This window comes from Stenotrophomonas sp. YJH_SMC_119, assembly GCF_059368315.1.
Window position 1 is genome coordinate 212,256 of the sequence record NZ_JCAFRP010000003.1, and the last position, 14,786, is coordinate 227,041.

Annotated in this window: 17 protein-coding genes; 11 read left to right on the forward strand and 6 right to left on the reverse strand. The window is 66.7% G+C overall.

Going from position 1 to position 14,786, the window contains the following annotated elements:
• Nucleotides 1–44 precede the first annotated feature (44 nt).
• The 3 genes from AC5P6S_RS06980 to AC5P6S_RS06990 all read right to left on the reverse strand — a co-directional run bounded on the left by AC5P6S_RS06980 (nt 45) and on the right by AC5P6S_RS06990 (nt 1,941).
• Complete coding sequence (locus AC5P6S_RS06980) at nt 45–926, reverse strand: RNA polymerase sigma-70 factor (protein ID WP_109336855.1); 882 nt, start codon at nt 924–926, stop codon at nt 45–47.
• A gap of 75 nt (nt 927–1,001) precedes the next feature.
• On the reverse strand, nt 1,002–1,406 hold the full coding sequence (locus AC5P6S_RS06985; RefSeq protein ID WP_109336854.1) for a cupin domain-containing protein: 405 nt from the start codon (nt 1,404–1,406) through the stop codon (nt 1,002–1,004).
• Between the two features lie 55 nt (nt 1,407–1,461).
• Nucleotides 1,462–1,941, reverse strand: coding sequence for a carboxymuconolactone decarboxylase family protein (locus AC5P6S_RS06990; protein WP_495204539.1), 480 nt, complete (start codon nt 1,939–1,941; stop codon nt 1,462–1,464).
• An 89-nt stretch (nt 1,942–2,030) separates the two neighbouring features.
• Between AC5P6S_RS06990 and AC5P6S_RS06995 the strand changes: the two genes are divergently transcribed.
• From AC5P6S_RS06995 to AC5P6S_RS07040, 10 genes are all read left to right on the forward strand, one after another.
• On the forward strand, nt 2,031–2,339 hold the full coding sequence (locus tag AC5P6S_RS06995) for a sigma factor-like helix-turn-helix DNA-binding protein (RefSeq protein WP_109336853.1): 309 nt from the start codon (nt 2,031–2,033) through the stop codon (nt 2,337–2,339).
• On the forward strand, nt 2,336–3,367 hold the full coding sequence (locus tag AC5P6S_RS07000; protein WP_495204540.1) for a LysR family transcriptional regulator: 1,032 nt from the start codon (nt 2,336–2,338) through the stop codon (nt 3,365–3,367). The genes AC5P6S_RS06995 and AC5P6S_RS07000 overlap by 4 nt, the downstream gene beginning before the upstream one ends.
• Before the next feature lie 126 nt (nt 3,368–3,493).
• Nucleotides 3,494–4,261 carry an SDR family oxidoreductase gene (locus tag AC5P6S_RS07005; protein ID WP_012480267.1) on the forward strand — a complete coding sequence of 256 codons (768 nt, stop codon included), beginning with the start codon at nt 3,494–3,496 and terminating at the stop codon, nt 4,259–4,261.
• Between the two features lie 47 nt (nt 4,262–4,308).
• The gene (locus AC5P6S_RS07010; protein ID WP_012480266.1) at nt 4,309–4,824 is read left to right on the forward strand and encodes an OsmC family protein; all 516 of its coding nucleotides are present in this window, start codon (nt 4,309–4,311) and stop codon (nt 4,822–4,824) included.
• 128 nt (nt 4,825–4,952) lie between these two features.
• Complete coding sequence (locus AC5P6S_RS07015) at nt 4,953–5,684, forward strand: hypothetical protein (RefSeq protein WP_049396019.1); 732 nt, start codon at nt 4,953–4,955, stop codon at nt 5,682–5,684.
• 268 nt (nt 5,685–5,952) lie between these two features.
• Complete coding sequence (gene paoA, locus AC5P6S_RS07020) at nt 5,953–6,600, forward strand: aldehyde dehydrogenase iron-sulfur subunit PaoA (protein WP_044570199.1); 648 nt, start codon at nt 5,953–5,955, stop codon at nt 6,598–6,600.
• On the forward strand, nt 6,597–7,547 hold the full coding sequence (locus AC5P6S_RS07025; protein WP_021202434.1) for an FAD binding domain-containing protein: 951 nt from the start codon (nt 6,597–6,599) through the stop codon (nt 7,545–7,547). Before paoA ends, AC5P6S_RS07025 begins: the two co-directional genes overlap by 4 nt.
• Nucleotides 7,547–9,751, forward strand: coding sequence for an aldehyde oxidoreductase molybdenum-binding subunit PaoC (gene paoC / locus AC5P6S_RS07030; RefSeq protein ID WP_065183589.1), 2,205 nt, complete (start codon nt 7,547–7,549; stop codon nt 9,749–9,751). Before AC5P6S_RS07025 ends, paoC begins: the two co-directional genes overlap by 1 nt.
• Before the next feature lie 8 nt (nt 9,752–9,759).
• The gene (locus tag AC5P6S_RS07035) at nt 9,760–10,821 is read left to right on the forward strand and encodes an XdhC family protein (protein ID WP_065183590.1); all 1,062 of its coding nucleotides are present in this window, start codon (nt 9,760–9,762) and stop codon (nt 10,819–10,821) included.
• The gene (locus AC5P6S_RS07040) at nt 10,797–11,423 is read left to right on the forward strand and encodes a nucleotidyltransferase family protein (RefSeq protein ID WP_065183591.1); all 627 of its coding nucleotides are present in this window, start codon (nt 10,797–10,799) and stop codon (nt 11,421–11,423) included. Before AC5P6S_RS07035 ends, AC5P6S_RS07040 begins: the two co-directional genes overlap by 25 nt.
• 104 nt (nt 11,424–11,527) lie before the next feature.
• On the opposite strand, the gene AC5P6S_RS07045 is transcribed toward AC5P6S_RS07040, so the two are convergent.
• The 3 genes from AC5P6S_RS07045 to AC5P6S_RS07055 all read right to left on the reverse strand — a co-directional run bounded on the left by AC5P6S_RS07045 (nt 11,528) and on the right by AC5P6S_RS07055 (nt 13,566).
• Nucleotides 11,528–11,998, reverse strand: a complete 471-nt coding sequence (locus tag AC5P6S_RS07045) for a hypothetical protein (RefSeq protein ID WP_065183592.1) — start codon at nt 11,996–11,998, stop codon at nt 11,528–11,530.
• A complete protein-coding gene (locus AC5P6S_RS07050) occupies nt 11,999–12,355 on the reverse strand; it encodes a hypothetical protein (RefSeq protein ID WP_065183593.1) in 357 nt (118 codons plus the stop codon).
• A 455-nt stretch (nt 12,356–12,810) separates the two neighbouring features.
• Entirely contained in the window at nt 12,811–13,566 is a 756-nt protein-coding gene (locus AC5P6S_RS07055) for a tetratricopeptide repeat protein (RefSeq protein WP_060380238.1), read from the reverse strand.
• Nucleotides 13,567–13,734: 168 nt separating this feature from the next.
• Between AC5P6S_RS07055 and AC5P6S_RS07060 the strand changes: the two genes are divergently transcribed.
• Nucleotides 13,735–14,448: a hypothetical protein gene (locus AC5P6S_RS07060; RefSeq protein WP_060380239.1), complete on the forward strand. Its 714-nt coding sequence runs from the start codon at nt 13,735–13,737 to the stop codon at nt 14,446–14,448.
• The last annotated feature ends 338 nt before the right edge of the window (nt 14,449–14,786 follow it).

Sequence of the window (14,786 nt, forward strand, 5' to 3'; positions counted from 1 at the left end):
GCAAGGGCGGCCGACAACGGACCCCATCCCTAGCTGGCGTGGAACTACTGGATGGCGGTCGGGCGAGCCAACCGCTGCAGCTTGCGCGGGTTGCGCTGCACCAGAACCTGCGTGATCCGCTCGCCATCGGTCTCGAAGGCCATCGCCGCCTCCAGCACGCCATCGAAATAGCGCAGCAGTCCCAACCGTCCGTTGAGCATGGCCGGCACCATCCGCAATTGCGCGCTGCGCCGCAGGTGCGGGGCATACAGCAGCTGGGCAATGCGTGCGCCGCCGAGCAAAGGCCCAGGGAAGCTGGTGACGATACCGCCGCCGTCTCCCACCAGTTCGGCCGATTCGGCCATCAACGCCTTCATCGTGCGGAAATCGCCGCTGGACGCGGCCTCGGCGAAGCGGCGCAGCAGTTTCTGGTGCACGTCCTGCGGGACGTTGTAGCGCGGGCGCTCCTGCCTGAGCTGCTGGCGCGCGCGATGCACGATCTGCCGGCAGGCGGCCTCTGTCTTGTCCAGGGTGCGCGCGACCACGGCGTAATCCTGATCGAACACATCGTGCAGCAGGAAAGCCGCACGCGCATCCGGGGCCAGCCGTTCCAGCACACTGAGGAAGGCGACCGACAGATCGCTGGCGGTTTCCAGCACGTACTCGGGCGTGGCGGTGTCATCGGTCAGCAGCGGCTCGGGCAACCACATGCCGACATAGTGTTCGCGCGCATGCCGGGCCAGGCGCAGGCCATCAATGGCACGACGGGTGGTGGTCGCCACCAGCCAGGCTTCCGGATTCTCGATCTGTGACCGGTCGGCGCCATGCCAGCGCAGCCAGACATCCTGCACCACGTCTTCGGCTTCGTGCGAAGACCCGAGCATGCGGTAGGCCACGCCGAACAGGCGCGGGCGGAGGCGGGAGAACAGCGCAGTGGAATCGTCCATGCCAGCGTAGACGGGACAGGTCCCCGGATTGTGACACCCGGGAACCTGTCGCTGGTGCCAGCGCCGGACGTGCAATCAGTGCGGCGGCAGCACCGCCGGCTTGCCGATGTCCTTGATCAGGAACACCACGAATTTCGCCGGCTCGGTAGCGCTGGCGTTGCGGCCTACGGTGTGCAGATCGGCCGGGCCTTCATGGAAGGCCTCGCCCGGGCCAAGGGTGACCTCCTTGCCGCCGGCCACACCCATCACGATCCGTCCTTCCAGGACGTAGACGAAGCCATGGGCATCGTGGCGGTGGACAGGATCAGCACCACCGGGCGGGTACTCCACGGTAAGGATCAGCGCTTCCTTGCCGGGCTGCTCGGGCAGGGCGCGGGTCATCACCTCGCGCACCCGGGGCTCGGGCGCTGCAGGGGGCGGGGTGGCGGCAGCGCCGCACAGTGGCAGCAGCGCAAACAGGGCCAGAACAGAACGACGCATGGCAGGTCTCCAAGGCGGTAGAGGAGGGCCGCGGCATGGGGCAGCGGCGGGAGGGTCAGGCCAGACCGGCCTTGTCCAGGCCGAAGGCCGCGTCCAGGGTGCCGGGCGTGGTACGGAAGGCAACGTTGGCGCGGTTCCATGCGTTGATCGCCATCACCGCGTGGGTCAGGTCGACCATTTCCTGATCGGACAGCGGGCCGCGCACGCGCGCGTACAGCTCGTCGGGCACGCCTTGCGCCGGCAGCTGGGTCAGTACTTCGGTCCAGGCCAGGCAGGCGCGCTCGCGCGGGCTGAACAGCGTCGATTCACGCCATGCCGCCAGGTGATGCAGGCGCAGGGGGCGCTCACCACGCAGGGCGGCCTCCTTCACGTGCATGTCCAGGCAGAAACCACAGCCGTTGAGCTGCGATGCACGGATGTTGACCAGATCGATGATGGCCGCTTCGATCGAGGCGGTGTGGGCGGCATGCGAGTACAGGCCGAGCTTCTTGAACAGTTCGGGGGATTGCGCGGCGTAATCCAGGCGTGCGGTCATGGTGTGTTCCTGTAGCGTGTGAAGGGCACAGCGAGGCTAGGCCTGCATTCGCAACGCCGGTAGGCGGGGGCCGGGCCGCACGCTGTTGCATGAAAAGCACCAATGTCCTGTCACAGCGGGCGATGCTCGGCCGTCTGCCGGGCATGGACACCTCATCGCACCTGCGCACCGCATCGCGCCCTGCCAGCGAACAGGTCTGGCAGGCCTTCCTCACCGCATTGCGCGAACTGCCGCCCGATGCACGTGCGGTGCTGTTGCTGCACGACGTGCTGGGCGCCGGATTCGAGGACATCGTGCCCCTGCTGGGGCTCGATCTTGCCGCGTGCAGGCAACGGTTGGCGCTGGCGCGGAGCCACCTGCACGCACAACGTGCCCGCCTGGAGCCAGGCCACCCATGAACGCCGCAACACCCCGCCCGGCCAGCGACGGCCACGATGCGCTCAATGCGTCCTTCTCCACCAGCTACGCCGGCGTGCTGGCCTTCATTGCAGTGGCGTCCGAGGGCAGTTTCGCGCGCGCGGCCGACCGCCTCGGCATCGGCCGCTCGGCCGTCAGCCGCAGCGTGCAGAAGCTGGAAAGCCAGCTGGGCGTGCGGTTGTTCCTGCGCACCACGCGCTCGACCACGCTCACCCGCGAAGGCGAGCTGTTCCTGGAGGGCTGCAACCCGGGCGTGACCTGCATCCTGCAGGCGCTGGAGGAAATGCGCGACCTGCGCGAAGGTCCGCCGCGCGGGCACCTGCGCATCAGTGCCAGCCACGGCTTCGGCCGGCGGGTGATCGCGCCCTTGCTGGCCGCATTCCGCGCCGATTACCCGCAGGTATCCGTGGAACTGCTGCTGGACGAGCAGGCCCCCGACCTGGCCGGTGACCGCATCGACGTGGCGTTTCGCGACGGCCTGCTGGAAGACAGCCAGGTGATCGCCAAGCAGCTGGTGCCGATGCAGCTGGTCGTATGTGCATCACCGGCGTACGTGCAGGTGCACGGCCTACCCGCGTCGGTGGACGCGCTGCCCACGCATGCCTGCATCGGGCGGCGCCTGCCGGGCGGACGCATGCAGCCCTGGGAATTCCGTGTCGACGGTGCCGAAGTGCACCTGCAGCCGCCTTCCGCACTGGTGTTCAACGATGCCGACCTGGCCCTGCAGGCCGTCATCGACGGGCTCGGCATCGCCCAGCTGTCCAGCTATCAGGTGCGTGAAGCGCTGTGGGCGGGCAGGGTGGTGACCTGCCTGGATCGGCATGCGCCGCTCGATCGCGGCCACTACCTGTGCTACCTCAGCCGCCGCCAGCTGCCCAAGCGCGTGCGGGCCTTCATCGACTTCAGCACGCAGCGGGTGCGCGCGCTCGAGCTGGATGTGATCTCGCACTGGGAAGCGCGCCAGCAGGCCCCCCCTCTGAACCCAGGCGCACGGCCTGGCTGGGCCTGAGCGTATTGGTGCGTGCCGGGCAACAGTGCGCGGCCCGCCATGGACCTACTGCCTCGCGCCCGCGCTACCTACGATGCCTGCGCCCGGCCACATCCGGTAGCCCTTCTACATTCCAGGAGATACGCAATGAAGTTCCTCGTCATCGGTGGTACCGGCCGCATCGGCAGCAAGGTGGTGGAACGCCTGCGCGTAGCCGGGCATGAGATCGTGGTGGCAGCACCCTCGACCGGGGTGGATGTGCTGACCGGTGAAGGTCTGGATGCCGCCATGGACGGCGTCGACGTGGTGGTGGACCTGGCCAACTCGCCCTCGTTCGAAGATGCGGCAGTGCTTTCGTTCTTCGTGACCGCTGGCCACAACATACTTGCGGCCGCTATCCGTGCCGGCGTACATCACCACGTTGCGCTTTCCGTCGTAGGCACCGACATGCTGGCAGCCAGTGGCTATTTCCGCGGCAAGATCGCCCAGGAGCGCCTGATCCGCGACTCGGGCCTGCCGTACACCATCATCCATTCCACGCAGTTCTTCGAGTTCCTGCCGGGCATCATCCAGTCCGCCGGCGATGGGGAGACCCTGCGGCTGCCGGCCGCCGACGTGCAGCCGATTGCCGCCGAGGATGTTGCCGAAGCGGTGGCACGCATCGCGCAGCAGCCGCCGGCCAATGGCGTGCTGGAAATCGCCGGGCCGCAGCGTAGCGCGATGGCGGATCTGGCCAGGCAGTATCTGCAACTGACGGGTGATTCCCGGCAGGTCGTTGCGGATGCCCAGGCGCTGTACTTCGGCGCGCCGCTGCAGATCGACACGCTGGTGCCGGTCGGACACGCGTGGCTGGGGCAGGTCGATTTCGACGCCTGGCTGCAGCAGTCCGGCCTGTTGCAGCGGCAGCCTGCCTGAGCGGCGAATCGATCGCCTGCCGCAGCTGCGCCTGATGGAGCCGCGCAATGACCGAGCTGAAGCCTCCTTCGCCCGCCATGCTGGACCGTTACCAGGGCGACGACGTGAAGCCGCTGTACACCGGCCGCGTGCGGGTGAGCGGTGGCCAGGCCCAGCACGGGCGGGCGTCCGGCGTCGTGCGGTCGGACGACGGTGCACTGGCGGTGGACCTGCGCCTGCCGCCGGAACTCGGCGGGCCTGGCGGCGGCGCCAATCCCGAGCAGCTGCTGGCCGCGAGCTACGCTGGCTGCTTCCACGGTGCCATGGTGCTGGTGGCCGCGCGTGCCGGCCTGCTGCTGCACAACCCCAGCATCGAAGTGGCGGTCACCTTCGCCCGTGATCCGGCAGATGGGCTGTACCTGCTGTCGGCCGAGATCGTGGTACATCTTCCCGGCATGGATGAGAACCTGGCCTGCGAACTCGTTCGCAACACCGAACGCGTCTGCCCATACGCCAAGATGTTCCATCGCGGCGTCAGCCATGTGGTGCATGTTCGGGTCGGCCCGCAGGCTCCGCCTCTGTAGAATCGAGCCATGCTCGACTCCGGGAAGGTCCTGGCCCTGACGATTACACGGCTAGGCCGTATTCCGCCACAACCCCGCTCGGCTACGATGGTGGCGCCGGCAACCTGGCCGGTGGGGCAGGGGATGCAATGGACATGCAGGCAGGGGGCGGATTCGATCCGCCGGCAAAGACCGATTCGCAGGAACTGACATTCCACTGGCTCTACCAGCGGGTGCAGGGACTGGTTGAGCACAGCATCTACCCCAAGGCGGGCAGGGTGGAGACGTGGGCGTTTCGCATCGGCGTGGGTGCGGCGATCGTCGGCATTCTCATGGGTCAGCTTCCGGATCGATGGCTGCCTCTTGGCGTAGTGCTCCAGGTGGTTGTTGCCTGCCTGGCAATCGAAGTAGGAGGGTTCATTGTCGGTGGCGTACTGGCCGCCCGCAGGGGCATTCGCCAGTTCAGCCAGCCGCGGCTCTCGCACGCCCGGGAGATGGATGAAGACTTCGCTCACTGGCAAGCGGTGGTGACCGAGCTTCGCGGATTCCCGCGCGTCCAGCGCGAGCGGCGACTCAAGTTCGTCAGCACCTTGCGCACAAACATGATTGAGCGCATGGGCATGATGTATGGCGGCCTGCAGCGGCTGGGACCATTCCCGCTGTTGATTGCCCTCTACCTGCAGTTCCGCGGATGGAAATGGGGCGACTGGGCGGGCGCTTTCGATGTTGGCCCGCTGGGTGCACTACTGATCTTCGCCATGGTGCTGCTGTACCTGCTGGGCTGGATGCTGATCGGCCTTCGCACCAGGCTTGATACCTACGTTGCCTTGTTGGAGGGCTCCATCCACGAACCCGAGCCCTCCCAGCGAACGCCTTTGTAGCGTCGGGCCATCATGTTCCTCATGCTGAGGGACAAACAGGACTGTGAGTCATCCAGTGAGGCATACGCATGGCTCAAGAGTGCCGCGCTGTGGCTGGATGCAGCCGATTTCTTCGGGCTTGCTGCATCATGTTCGCACATTTCGCCGACTTCACAGGTCTGTACCCCGCAGAGGGGCATAGTAGCCCTTCGGTAGTGTGAGCGCGTCCATCCAGCCACGGGGTTTCCCCGAACGCCAGGAGGTCACTGTGCCAAGTTGTGATGAAGGAATGAAGTTGACGCGTCGCCAGGTGATCGCCGGCGGCGTCACGACCGTGGCGATGTCCGCCGCACCGGGGGCGTCATCGCTCGCCGCCGAACTGGCGGCGCCCCCGCCGCCCAGGCCGCCGGTCATCAGCACGGTGGCATTGACCGTCAACGGCAAGCGGCGGGAACTTGAACTGGACACCCGGACCACGCTGCTCGATGCCCTGCGCGAACATCTGAAGCTGACCGGAACGAAAAAAGGCTGCGACCACGGTCAATGCGGTGCCTGTACCGTGTTGGTCAACGGTGAGCGCATCAATGCCTGCCTCAGCCTGGCGGTGCAGCACCAGGGCGATGCCATCACCACCATCGAAGGCCTCGGAACTCCCGATGACCTGCATCCGATGCAGGCCGCTTTCATCAAGCATGATGGCTACCAGTGCGGGTATTGCACGCCGGGGCAGATCTGTTCGGCGGTGGCGGTCCTGGACGAGATCAAGCGGGGTGTGCCCAGCCATGTACAGGCGGACGTCAGCGCACGGCCCCGGGCCACCAACATGGAAATGCGCGAACGCATGAGCGGCAACCTCTGCCGCTGCGGCGCCTATTCCAACATTGCCGAGGCGATGGCAGAGGTCGCTGGCGTGACCTCTGCAGGGAGGCGCGCATGAGGGCCTTCAGTTACGAACGCGCGAAATCCCCGGCCGAGGCCGCCAGGGCCGTCGCCGGTACCGAGGGCGCGAAGTTCCTGGCCGGAGGGACCAACCTGCTCGACCTGATGAAGCTGGAGGTCGAGACGCCAGCGCACCTGGTCGATGTGCAGGACATCGGCCTGGACAGGATCGAACCCACCGACGAGGGTGGCCTGCGCATCGGCACGCTGGTCACCAATACCGCGCTGGCCTCGCATGAGCGCGTGCGCCGCGACTACGCGGTGCTGACCCGCGCGATCGTGGCAGGCGCCTCCGGGCAGTTGCGCAACAAAGCCACCACCGGCGGCAACCTGCTGCAGCGCACGCGCTGCCCGTATTTCTACGACCCCAATCTGCCCTGCAACAAGCGCCTGCCCGGATCCGGCTGCGGCGCACTCGAGGGGTTCTCCCGGCAGATGGGCGTGATCGGCACCTCGGACAGCTGCATCGCGACCTATCCGGGCGACATGGCGGTGGCCCTGCGGGTGCTGGACGCCTCGATCCAGACCGTCAGGGGTGACGGCAGTACGCGAAGCATCCCGATTGCCGATTTCCATCGTTCCCCCGGCGACAGGCCGCAGCAGGACAACGTGCTGCAGCGCGGTGAGCTGATCACCCACGTCACGCTGCCGGAGCCCCTGGGCGGTCGGCACGTGTACCACAAGGTGCGGGACCGCGCGTCCTATGCGTTCGCACTGGTGTCGGTCGCCGCGGTCGTGCAGCGTGACGGCTCGGCGCGGTTCGCCTTCGGTGGGGTCGCGCCGAAGCCGTGGCGCGTCGAGGCAGCCGAACCCCTGCTGCGCGACGGCGTGAAGGCCGCGACCCGGCAGGTGTTCGCCGGTGCCCGTCCGACGCCGGAGAACGCGTTCAAGATCGCGCTCGCCGAGCGCACCCTCGCAGCGGTGCTGGTGGAAGGAGAGCGCTGATGCCCCTTGAATTCAACGCCCCCGCCGGCGACAACCTGTTCGACAAGGCCAAGGTCGTCGGCAAGTCGACGCCGCGCATCGACGGTCCACGCAAGACCACCGGCACCGCCCCCTATGCCTACGAGCGCCATGACGTGGCGCCGAACCAGGCCTACGGCTACATCGTCGGTGCGGGCATCAGCAAGGGGCGCATCATTTCGATGGATGCGTCCCGCGCACGTGCCGCGCCTGGCGTACTGGCGGTCATCACCGCACCGGAAACCAAGCCGGTCGGCACATCGAACTGGAACAATGCACCGTTGTTCGGCGGAGCCGAGGTGGCCCACTACCATCAGGCCATCGCCTGCGTGGTGGCAGAGACCTTCGAGCAGGCCCGCGCCGCCGCGGCGCTGATCCGCACCCGCTACGAGCGCGGCAAGGGCCGCTTCGATTTCCCGGCCCTGGCACCGTCCGCGCCGCTGGCAAAGGGGCGCGGCGGCAAGCCCGACCGGCAGACGCTCGGCGATTTCGACACCGCTTACGCGAGCGCGGCGGTCAAGCTCGACGAGACTTACCACACCTCCGACGAAAGTCATTCGATGATGGAGCCGCACGCCACCATCGCCGCCTGGGAGGGTGACACGCTCACGTTGTGGACGGCGAACCAGATGATCGACTGGGCCAGGCAGGGCATGGCGGCGATCCTCGGCATCGATCCTGCCAAGGTGCGTGTGGACTCGCCCTATATCGGCGGCGGCTTCGGCGGCAAGCTGTTCATCCGTGCCGACGCGGTGCTGGCCGCGTTGGCGGCCAAGCAGGTCGGGCGGCCGGTGAAGATCGCGCTGCAACGCCCATTGATGCCGAACAACACCACGCACCGGCACGCCACCCTCCAGCGCGTGCGGATCGGCTGCGGAAAGGATGGCCGGATCTCCGCCATCGCCCATGAGAACTGGTCGGGCAACATCAACGGCGAGGACGGTGAGAACGGCACCCTGCAGACGCCCAAGCTCTATGCAGGCGCCAACCGCCTGGTGGCGAACTACATCGCCACGCTCGACATGCCCGAAGGCAATGCGATGCGCGCACCGGGCGAAGCACCGGGCCACATGGCGCTGGAAGTAGCGATGGATGAAATGGCCGAGAAGCTGGGCCTCGACCCGATCGCGTTCCGCATCCTCAACGAGCCCGAGGTGGTACCCGGCGATCCGTCCAAGAAGTTCTCCGACCGCAACCTGGTGCGCTGCCTGCGCGAAGGCGCGGAGCGCTTCAACTGGAGCAAGCGCAACCCCAGGCCGGCGCAGGCCAGGGAAGGGGACTGGCTGGTCGGCATGGGCGTGTCTGCGGGCTATCGCGGCGCACCGACGATGAAGTCGGCGGCGCGAGTCCGGCTTGACGGCCAGGGCGGGGTGATTGTCGAGACCGACATGACCGACATCGGCACCGGCTCCTACACGATCATCGCGCAGACGGCAGCCGAGACCATGGGCGTGCCTCTGGACCGGGTCCAGGTGACCCTCGGCGACTCCCGTCATCCCGCCTCCGCCGGTTCCGGCGGCCAGTGGGGCGCGGCGAGCTCCACCGCAGGCGTGTACGCGGCGTGCGTCAGCCTGCGCCGCAAGGTGGGCGAGAAACTGGGCTTCGACGGAGACACCGCAGACTTCGCCAATGGCCGCATCCAGGCGGGTGGGCGGACCATCAAGCTGGCGGAGGCGGGCACACTGTCGGCGGAGGACGGCATTGCCTTCGGCGACTTCAAGCAAGGTTACGACGTCGGCACCTATGCAGGGCATTTCTGCGAGGTCGCCGTGCATGCCTACACGGGAGAGACGCGCATCCGCCGCATGCTTGCCGTATGCGATGGCGGCCGGATCCTCAATCCGCTCTCCGCACGCAGCCAGGTCATCGGCGGGATGGTGATGGGTGCGGGCGCGACCCTCATGGAGGAGCTGGTGGTCGACAAACGGCTTGGCTTGTTCATCAACCACGACCTGGCCGGCTACGAGGTTCCCGTGCATGCCGACATCCCGTACCAGGAAGTGGTCTTCCTCGACACGCTGGATCCGGTGATCTCGCCGATGAAGGCCAAGGGTGTGGGTGAACTGGGCATCTGCGGGGTTGGCGCCGCGATCGCCAATGCGGTCTACAACGCAACCGGCGTGCGCGTGCGCAACTATCCCATTACCCTGGACAAGCTGCTGCCCGGCTTGCCCGACGTGGGCTGACGTTGCGCATGGACCGACCCGCAGCCTCGACCGCTCTGGAGGCCTCCGCCGCGGGCGGAGGGGAGCCCGGCGATCTTGCCGAGGACCTGTCCGCACCGCCGGGCTTCCTCACCGAAGGCAGCCCGCGCGGCGTGCTCGAGACGGCCTTGACGCGCGTGCGCGCGGGGGAGCACGCCGTGCTCGCGCTGGTGCTGGAAACCGATGGCTCCACCTACGCCGGTGCCGGCGACATGGTGCTGTTCTGCAACGGCAGCCAGGTCGGCTGGCTCAGCGGCGGATGCCTGGAGCCGGAGCTCGCGCGACGCGCGGAGCAGGTGAGCGCTGCAGGCCGGGTCGACTGGATCGAGATCGACACCCGCAGTGACGACGACCTGTTGAGTGGGTCCGCGCTCGGCTGCCGCGGCCGGCTGCGGATTGCGCTACTGCCATTGCGTGCCATGTCCGGCATCGACGCCGTCATCGAGGCTTGGCTGCGCGAGGGCGTGTCACTCCGGCGCGACCTTCGCACGTCGGGCCAGGTTGTTTTCCGTGCCGGCCATCGCGAGCAGGCGTGGCAGCTGCATCCGATGGAGGGTGCGCAGCCCTTTGGCGAGGGCGCATGGCATTTGCCGTTGCTCCGGCTTCCGCGGGCCCTGGTGTTGGGGGGCGGTCCCGAAACGCCCTCCCTGGTTCCGTTGCTGCGGGGCCTGGGGTGGCGGGTCAGCGTGGCCGAACGGCGAGCGCGCTGGGCCTCAGCCGGGCAGTGCGCGGATGCGCATCTTCAGACCAGCCCGGCCGAGGCCCTTCATGGCGACCCGTGCGACGCGGCACTGGTGATGCATCACGATTTCGAACTGGACCGGGAGGCGCTGGTGGCCCTGGCTGATACCAAAGTTGCGTTCATTGGACTGCTGGGTCCGCGGCGAAGGCGCGAGGACCTGTTCAAGCTGCTGACACCGGATCAGCGCCACCGCCTGTCCCCGAGACTTCAATCACCGGTCGGCCTGAACATCGGCGGCCGAGGGCCAGAGGCGATTTCGCTCAGCATCGCCGCGCAGCTGCAGCAATGGCGAAGCGCGCACGGCAGGTGACTGACGCGCATGCGGTCGTCGTGCTGGCTGCCGGCGGGAGCACCCGACTTGGCCAGCCCAAGCAGCTTCTGACCCGGCAGGGCGAAACCCTGGTACATCGCGTGGTGCGGTTGGCGCGGGAGCTCGCGCCAGCGCAGGTCCTGGTCGTCGTGGGCGCGAACGCACAGGCCGTGACATCCAGCATTGCCGGGCTGGATGCCACTCCGGTAACCAACCACCACTGGGAACGCGGCCTGGCGAGCAGCCTGCAGGTTGCCGGCGCGCACCTGCTGCCCACGGTGACCGCGGTGATGGTCGTGGCATGCGACCAGCCCGCAATCGAGCGCTCCCATCTGCAGGCGCTGCTTTCGGGCGCCCGCGCCGCGGCGTCAGGGTGTGCTGGCACCCGTCAAGGACACGCGCTTGGCGTTCCCGCGGTAGTGCCGCGCGCCTGGTTCACCCCTGTCGGTGCAGCCGGTGACCGGGGCTTCGGAGCGCGCCTGCGGCAACTTCCTGTCGATATGGTGCATGTCCTACAGGCGCCGGAACTGGGCCTGGATATCGATACGCCAGAAGATCTAGCGCATGCGCGCGATGCGGGCTGGATCGATGCAGGGAGGTGACCCGCATGATCACTGGGCCAATGCCTGTCGCGCAGGTGACGAGCGGCAGGGCTGGAGCCCGAACCCTCGCTGCCCGCAGCCCTGTAGAGTCGGGCCATGCTCGACTACGGCATGCCACATCGCGCCCCATCAGGCACATCACTGGCAAGACTCTGCAGCACCCGATCCAACAGAACAGGTTCCGGCACGCCAGCCAGTACCTGCTCCAGGTAATCCAACGGCTCCACCTGCCATTGGAGGAGCGCCCGCAACCGCACAACGGCGGGCGCCCGCTGCCTCGCGTCCAGCGAGGTCCACAACAGCAGATGTTGCGGGCGCCTCTCCAGCAAGAGCACCGGAACGCCGTTGCAGCGAATCTGGAAAGCGACATCCCGTTGCCGTTCAACGAACTGGAAGCCCTGTCGTGGCCGAGCCTCCACGAACTGCACGGCTTGGCGGCGCAGTTGTGAGAATCGATCATCGTTGATGCTTTGGAACGCGACAGGCGAGGGCACCGGCGGCGCCGGCCACAGCGCCTGTGCCGCAACCACCACCACAAGACAGAGCGCGTTGGCCGCCCAGCGGCACCACCCCACTCAGCCCTCCGGATGCAGTCGGGTACTGGCGTGTGCGGTAAGGCCGATTCCGGCCATGATCAGCCCCTCCATCACGCGCGGGCCGACATACTGCTCCAGCTCGCCATTTTCGCGGGCGCGCTGCGCGGCGAGCAGAATCTCCAGGACCACGCGAAGCCCGGCCAGCGAGCAATCGGTATCCGCCAAGGCGATGCGCCGGCCCGGCATCTGATGGCGCTCTGGCCACGGTTGACCATCGGAGGCGGCGCCGGAGCCGATGCTGTGCAGCAGGGCGATGAGGGTGTTCGGGTCCAGCGCAGGGCTATTGGCAGGCGCGTCGTGGATGGGGTGCGGGGCAGGGGAGTGGGGCTGGGTCATGGCTGGGCTCCTTGCGTGCATGCAGAAGCCGCCACCGATAAAGGTGGCGGACGATGCGTGGTTCGAAACCCGGTGTTCGCTGAACCGGCAGGCACAAGGCCTCCACGCACCGCCCGCCATAGCCGGCCGACGGATTGCCAGCCGGCACCACACAGGGTGATGCCGGCTGGCAAGCGTTTACTTCAGCGAACTACCGGGGTTTCGAATCCCGGCCACCTGTTTTCGGTGGCATGCAAAGGAATACGCCCGGCTGTGCGCGATGCCAATGCAGTAAGGCCGATGCCGTCACCACATTCAACATTTTCAGAATCGTTGTATACGGCTCAATGGGGCCGGAGCCTTGCACTGCAAGGCTATCGGCGATGTCGGTGGTGCAAGCCTAGCGAGTGTCGGCATGCGCCCGGCGAGGCCGCGAGCGAGGCGAATGCGACAGGATTGCCAAAGGCTGCCAGGCGTCAGTAGGCCTTCAACGCAACCTTGGTCCGCTCCAGCCAGGTCGCATTGTGGCTCCGTGCGTGGCGCGACCAATGCTGGGCATCGTCGATGATGCTGGCGAACAGGCTGCGGGCTTGCTCGCGATCGTCGGGTTGCGGCTGCGCCATCAGCCATTCGGCGTAGAGGCAGCGAGCGGCCGCATCGTTCCCGCATTCCACGGCGCGCTCGAATGCGGCGCGGGCGCCGGGTGCTTGGGCGGCCGCCAGTGCCTGCGCGTAAAGCAGCGTCTGTTCCGGCTTGCGGCGCACGTCCGGGTGGCGTGCGAACAGGCCGTCCAGCGTCTCCACCGCAAGCGCAGCGTGCCCGGACTCGAGGCGGGCACGGGCAAGGCCGGTCAGGATGTAGGGATCGTCGCCCAGCGGCGAGCTGGCTGCCTGCTCAAGCAGGGTTCTGGCCTCCTCGGCCTGGCCGGCATCCAGCAGCGTCATGCCCAGGCGAACCCGATTCTGCACGGTCGGCGTGCGCGCCAGTTCGGTACGGGCGTTGCGAAGGTCCTGGCCCGGGTCCATGAGCTGCTTGGCGGAACGGACGACCTGCCGGGCGCCGCGCGAGTGGCGGACTTCCGGAAAATAGATCGCCAGGAAGTAGACGACGCTGCCGAGCAGCGGGAACGAGAAGAGCAGGATGAGCCAGTAGAGGCTCTGGCCCGAGCGGATGGCGTGCACCGCGAAGTAGATGGCCGCCAGTACGTGGAGTCCGATTCCGATATAGGGCATGTGTGCCGCCTCGTCCTTGTGAGGGGTGGAACTATAGTGGGGGAGGGGTGGGGCGCCAATGGGGCGGGGCGGCCGGGGCGTGACGCGTCACGTTAATGGGATTGGATTCTGCGAGATGGAGCGCAGCATGCCACTATGTGGCGGGGCTGCATTGATGGAAGGGGATACATGGAAAGTACGCAGAAGCTAACGATGGCTGATGTTGCTGGATGGGGTTCGGCGCTCGTCACGTTCGGATTGATTCAAGGGGCCTTCTATCTGAAGGCGTATTGGGGGCACTTCGGCCTGGATCCCTTTCAGTTTGTTGCGGTGAGTGAGCTTGCGCTGGCAGGGCTTGCTGGGATCGGCATGGTGTTGTTCTTCATACTGATTGCGCTGCTGCTTGGAGGGTGGGTCGAGGGGAAGGTGACAGCGACGCCGTCCCAAGCCAATCTGCTGATGTGGCTGATCCTGGCTCTTTGTCTTGTTGGAATGGGTGCGTTGCTTTGGTGGTCCAATGCCTGGCCCGTTTTGATAGGTGTAGCGCTGACGGGCATATGTGCAATGGCAGTACGCCTGTCCCCAGTGTTGCCGGCCGCCGTGAAGGACTCGCGGTGGCTGCTCTATGCGCTCGTGGTGATTGTCTATGTCCCGATCTCGTCAAACTGGCTTGGCTTCGAACGCGCCAAGGCGATTACTTCTGGCAGCAGCAAGTACACGGTCAATGTGACCATTGATGAGAAGGTGCAAGGCCGCCTGGGCCTAGTGGGTCGTTTGGGTGATAGCTATGTGCTTTGGGACCCGGTACAGAAAGCTGCAGTTCTTGTGCCAGTGGACAATGTGAGTAGGCTGGAGATTGCGCAAAAACCCGTTTTGCCTGCCAAGTCAGTCCAATCGCGATAAGGGATGTTTATCGGGGGTAGAGGGGCGCTCATCTTCTGGCCCGTATTGGACAGCTGCTGTGAGGCCGATGCCGCGCTCTACATTGCCCGGCAAATCACACATCCACCTCCGAAGACGCGACCAGCTTGGTGACTGGGGCTACGGCGGCTTGTGCGGTCGAGGCGATGCTGGATCTGCATGCAGCGGTGTCAGAGAGTGTCAGCGGGCTTCCTGGGCTCGGGATGCGTGTGGAGGTGGTCACGCAGGGTGCGGTGTTTACCTCGTCGAACTTGTGCAGTCGAGGCCCTGCAACATTAGCTCAGTAGCTGGCGGACTGATCACGACCAACGCCTGCAAAA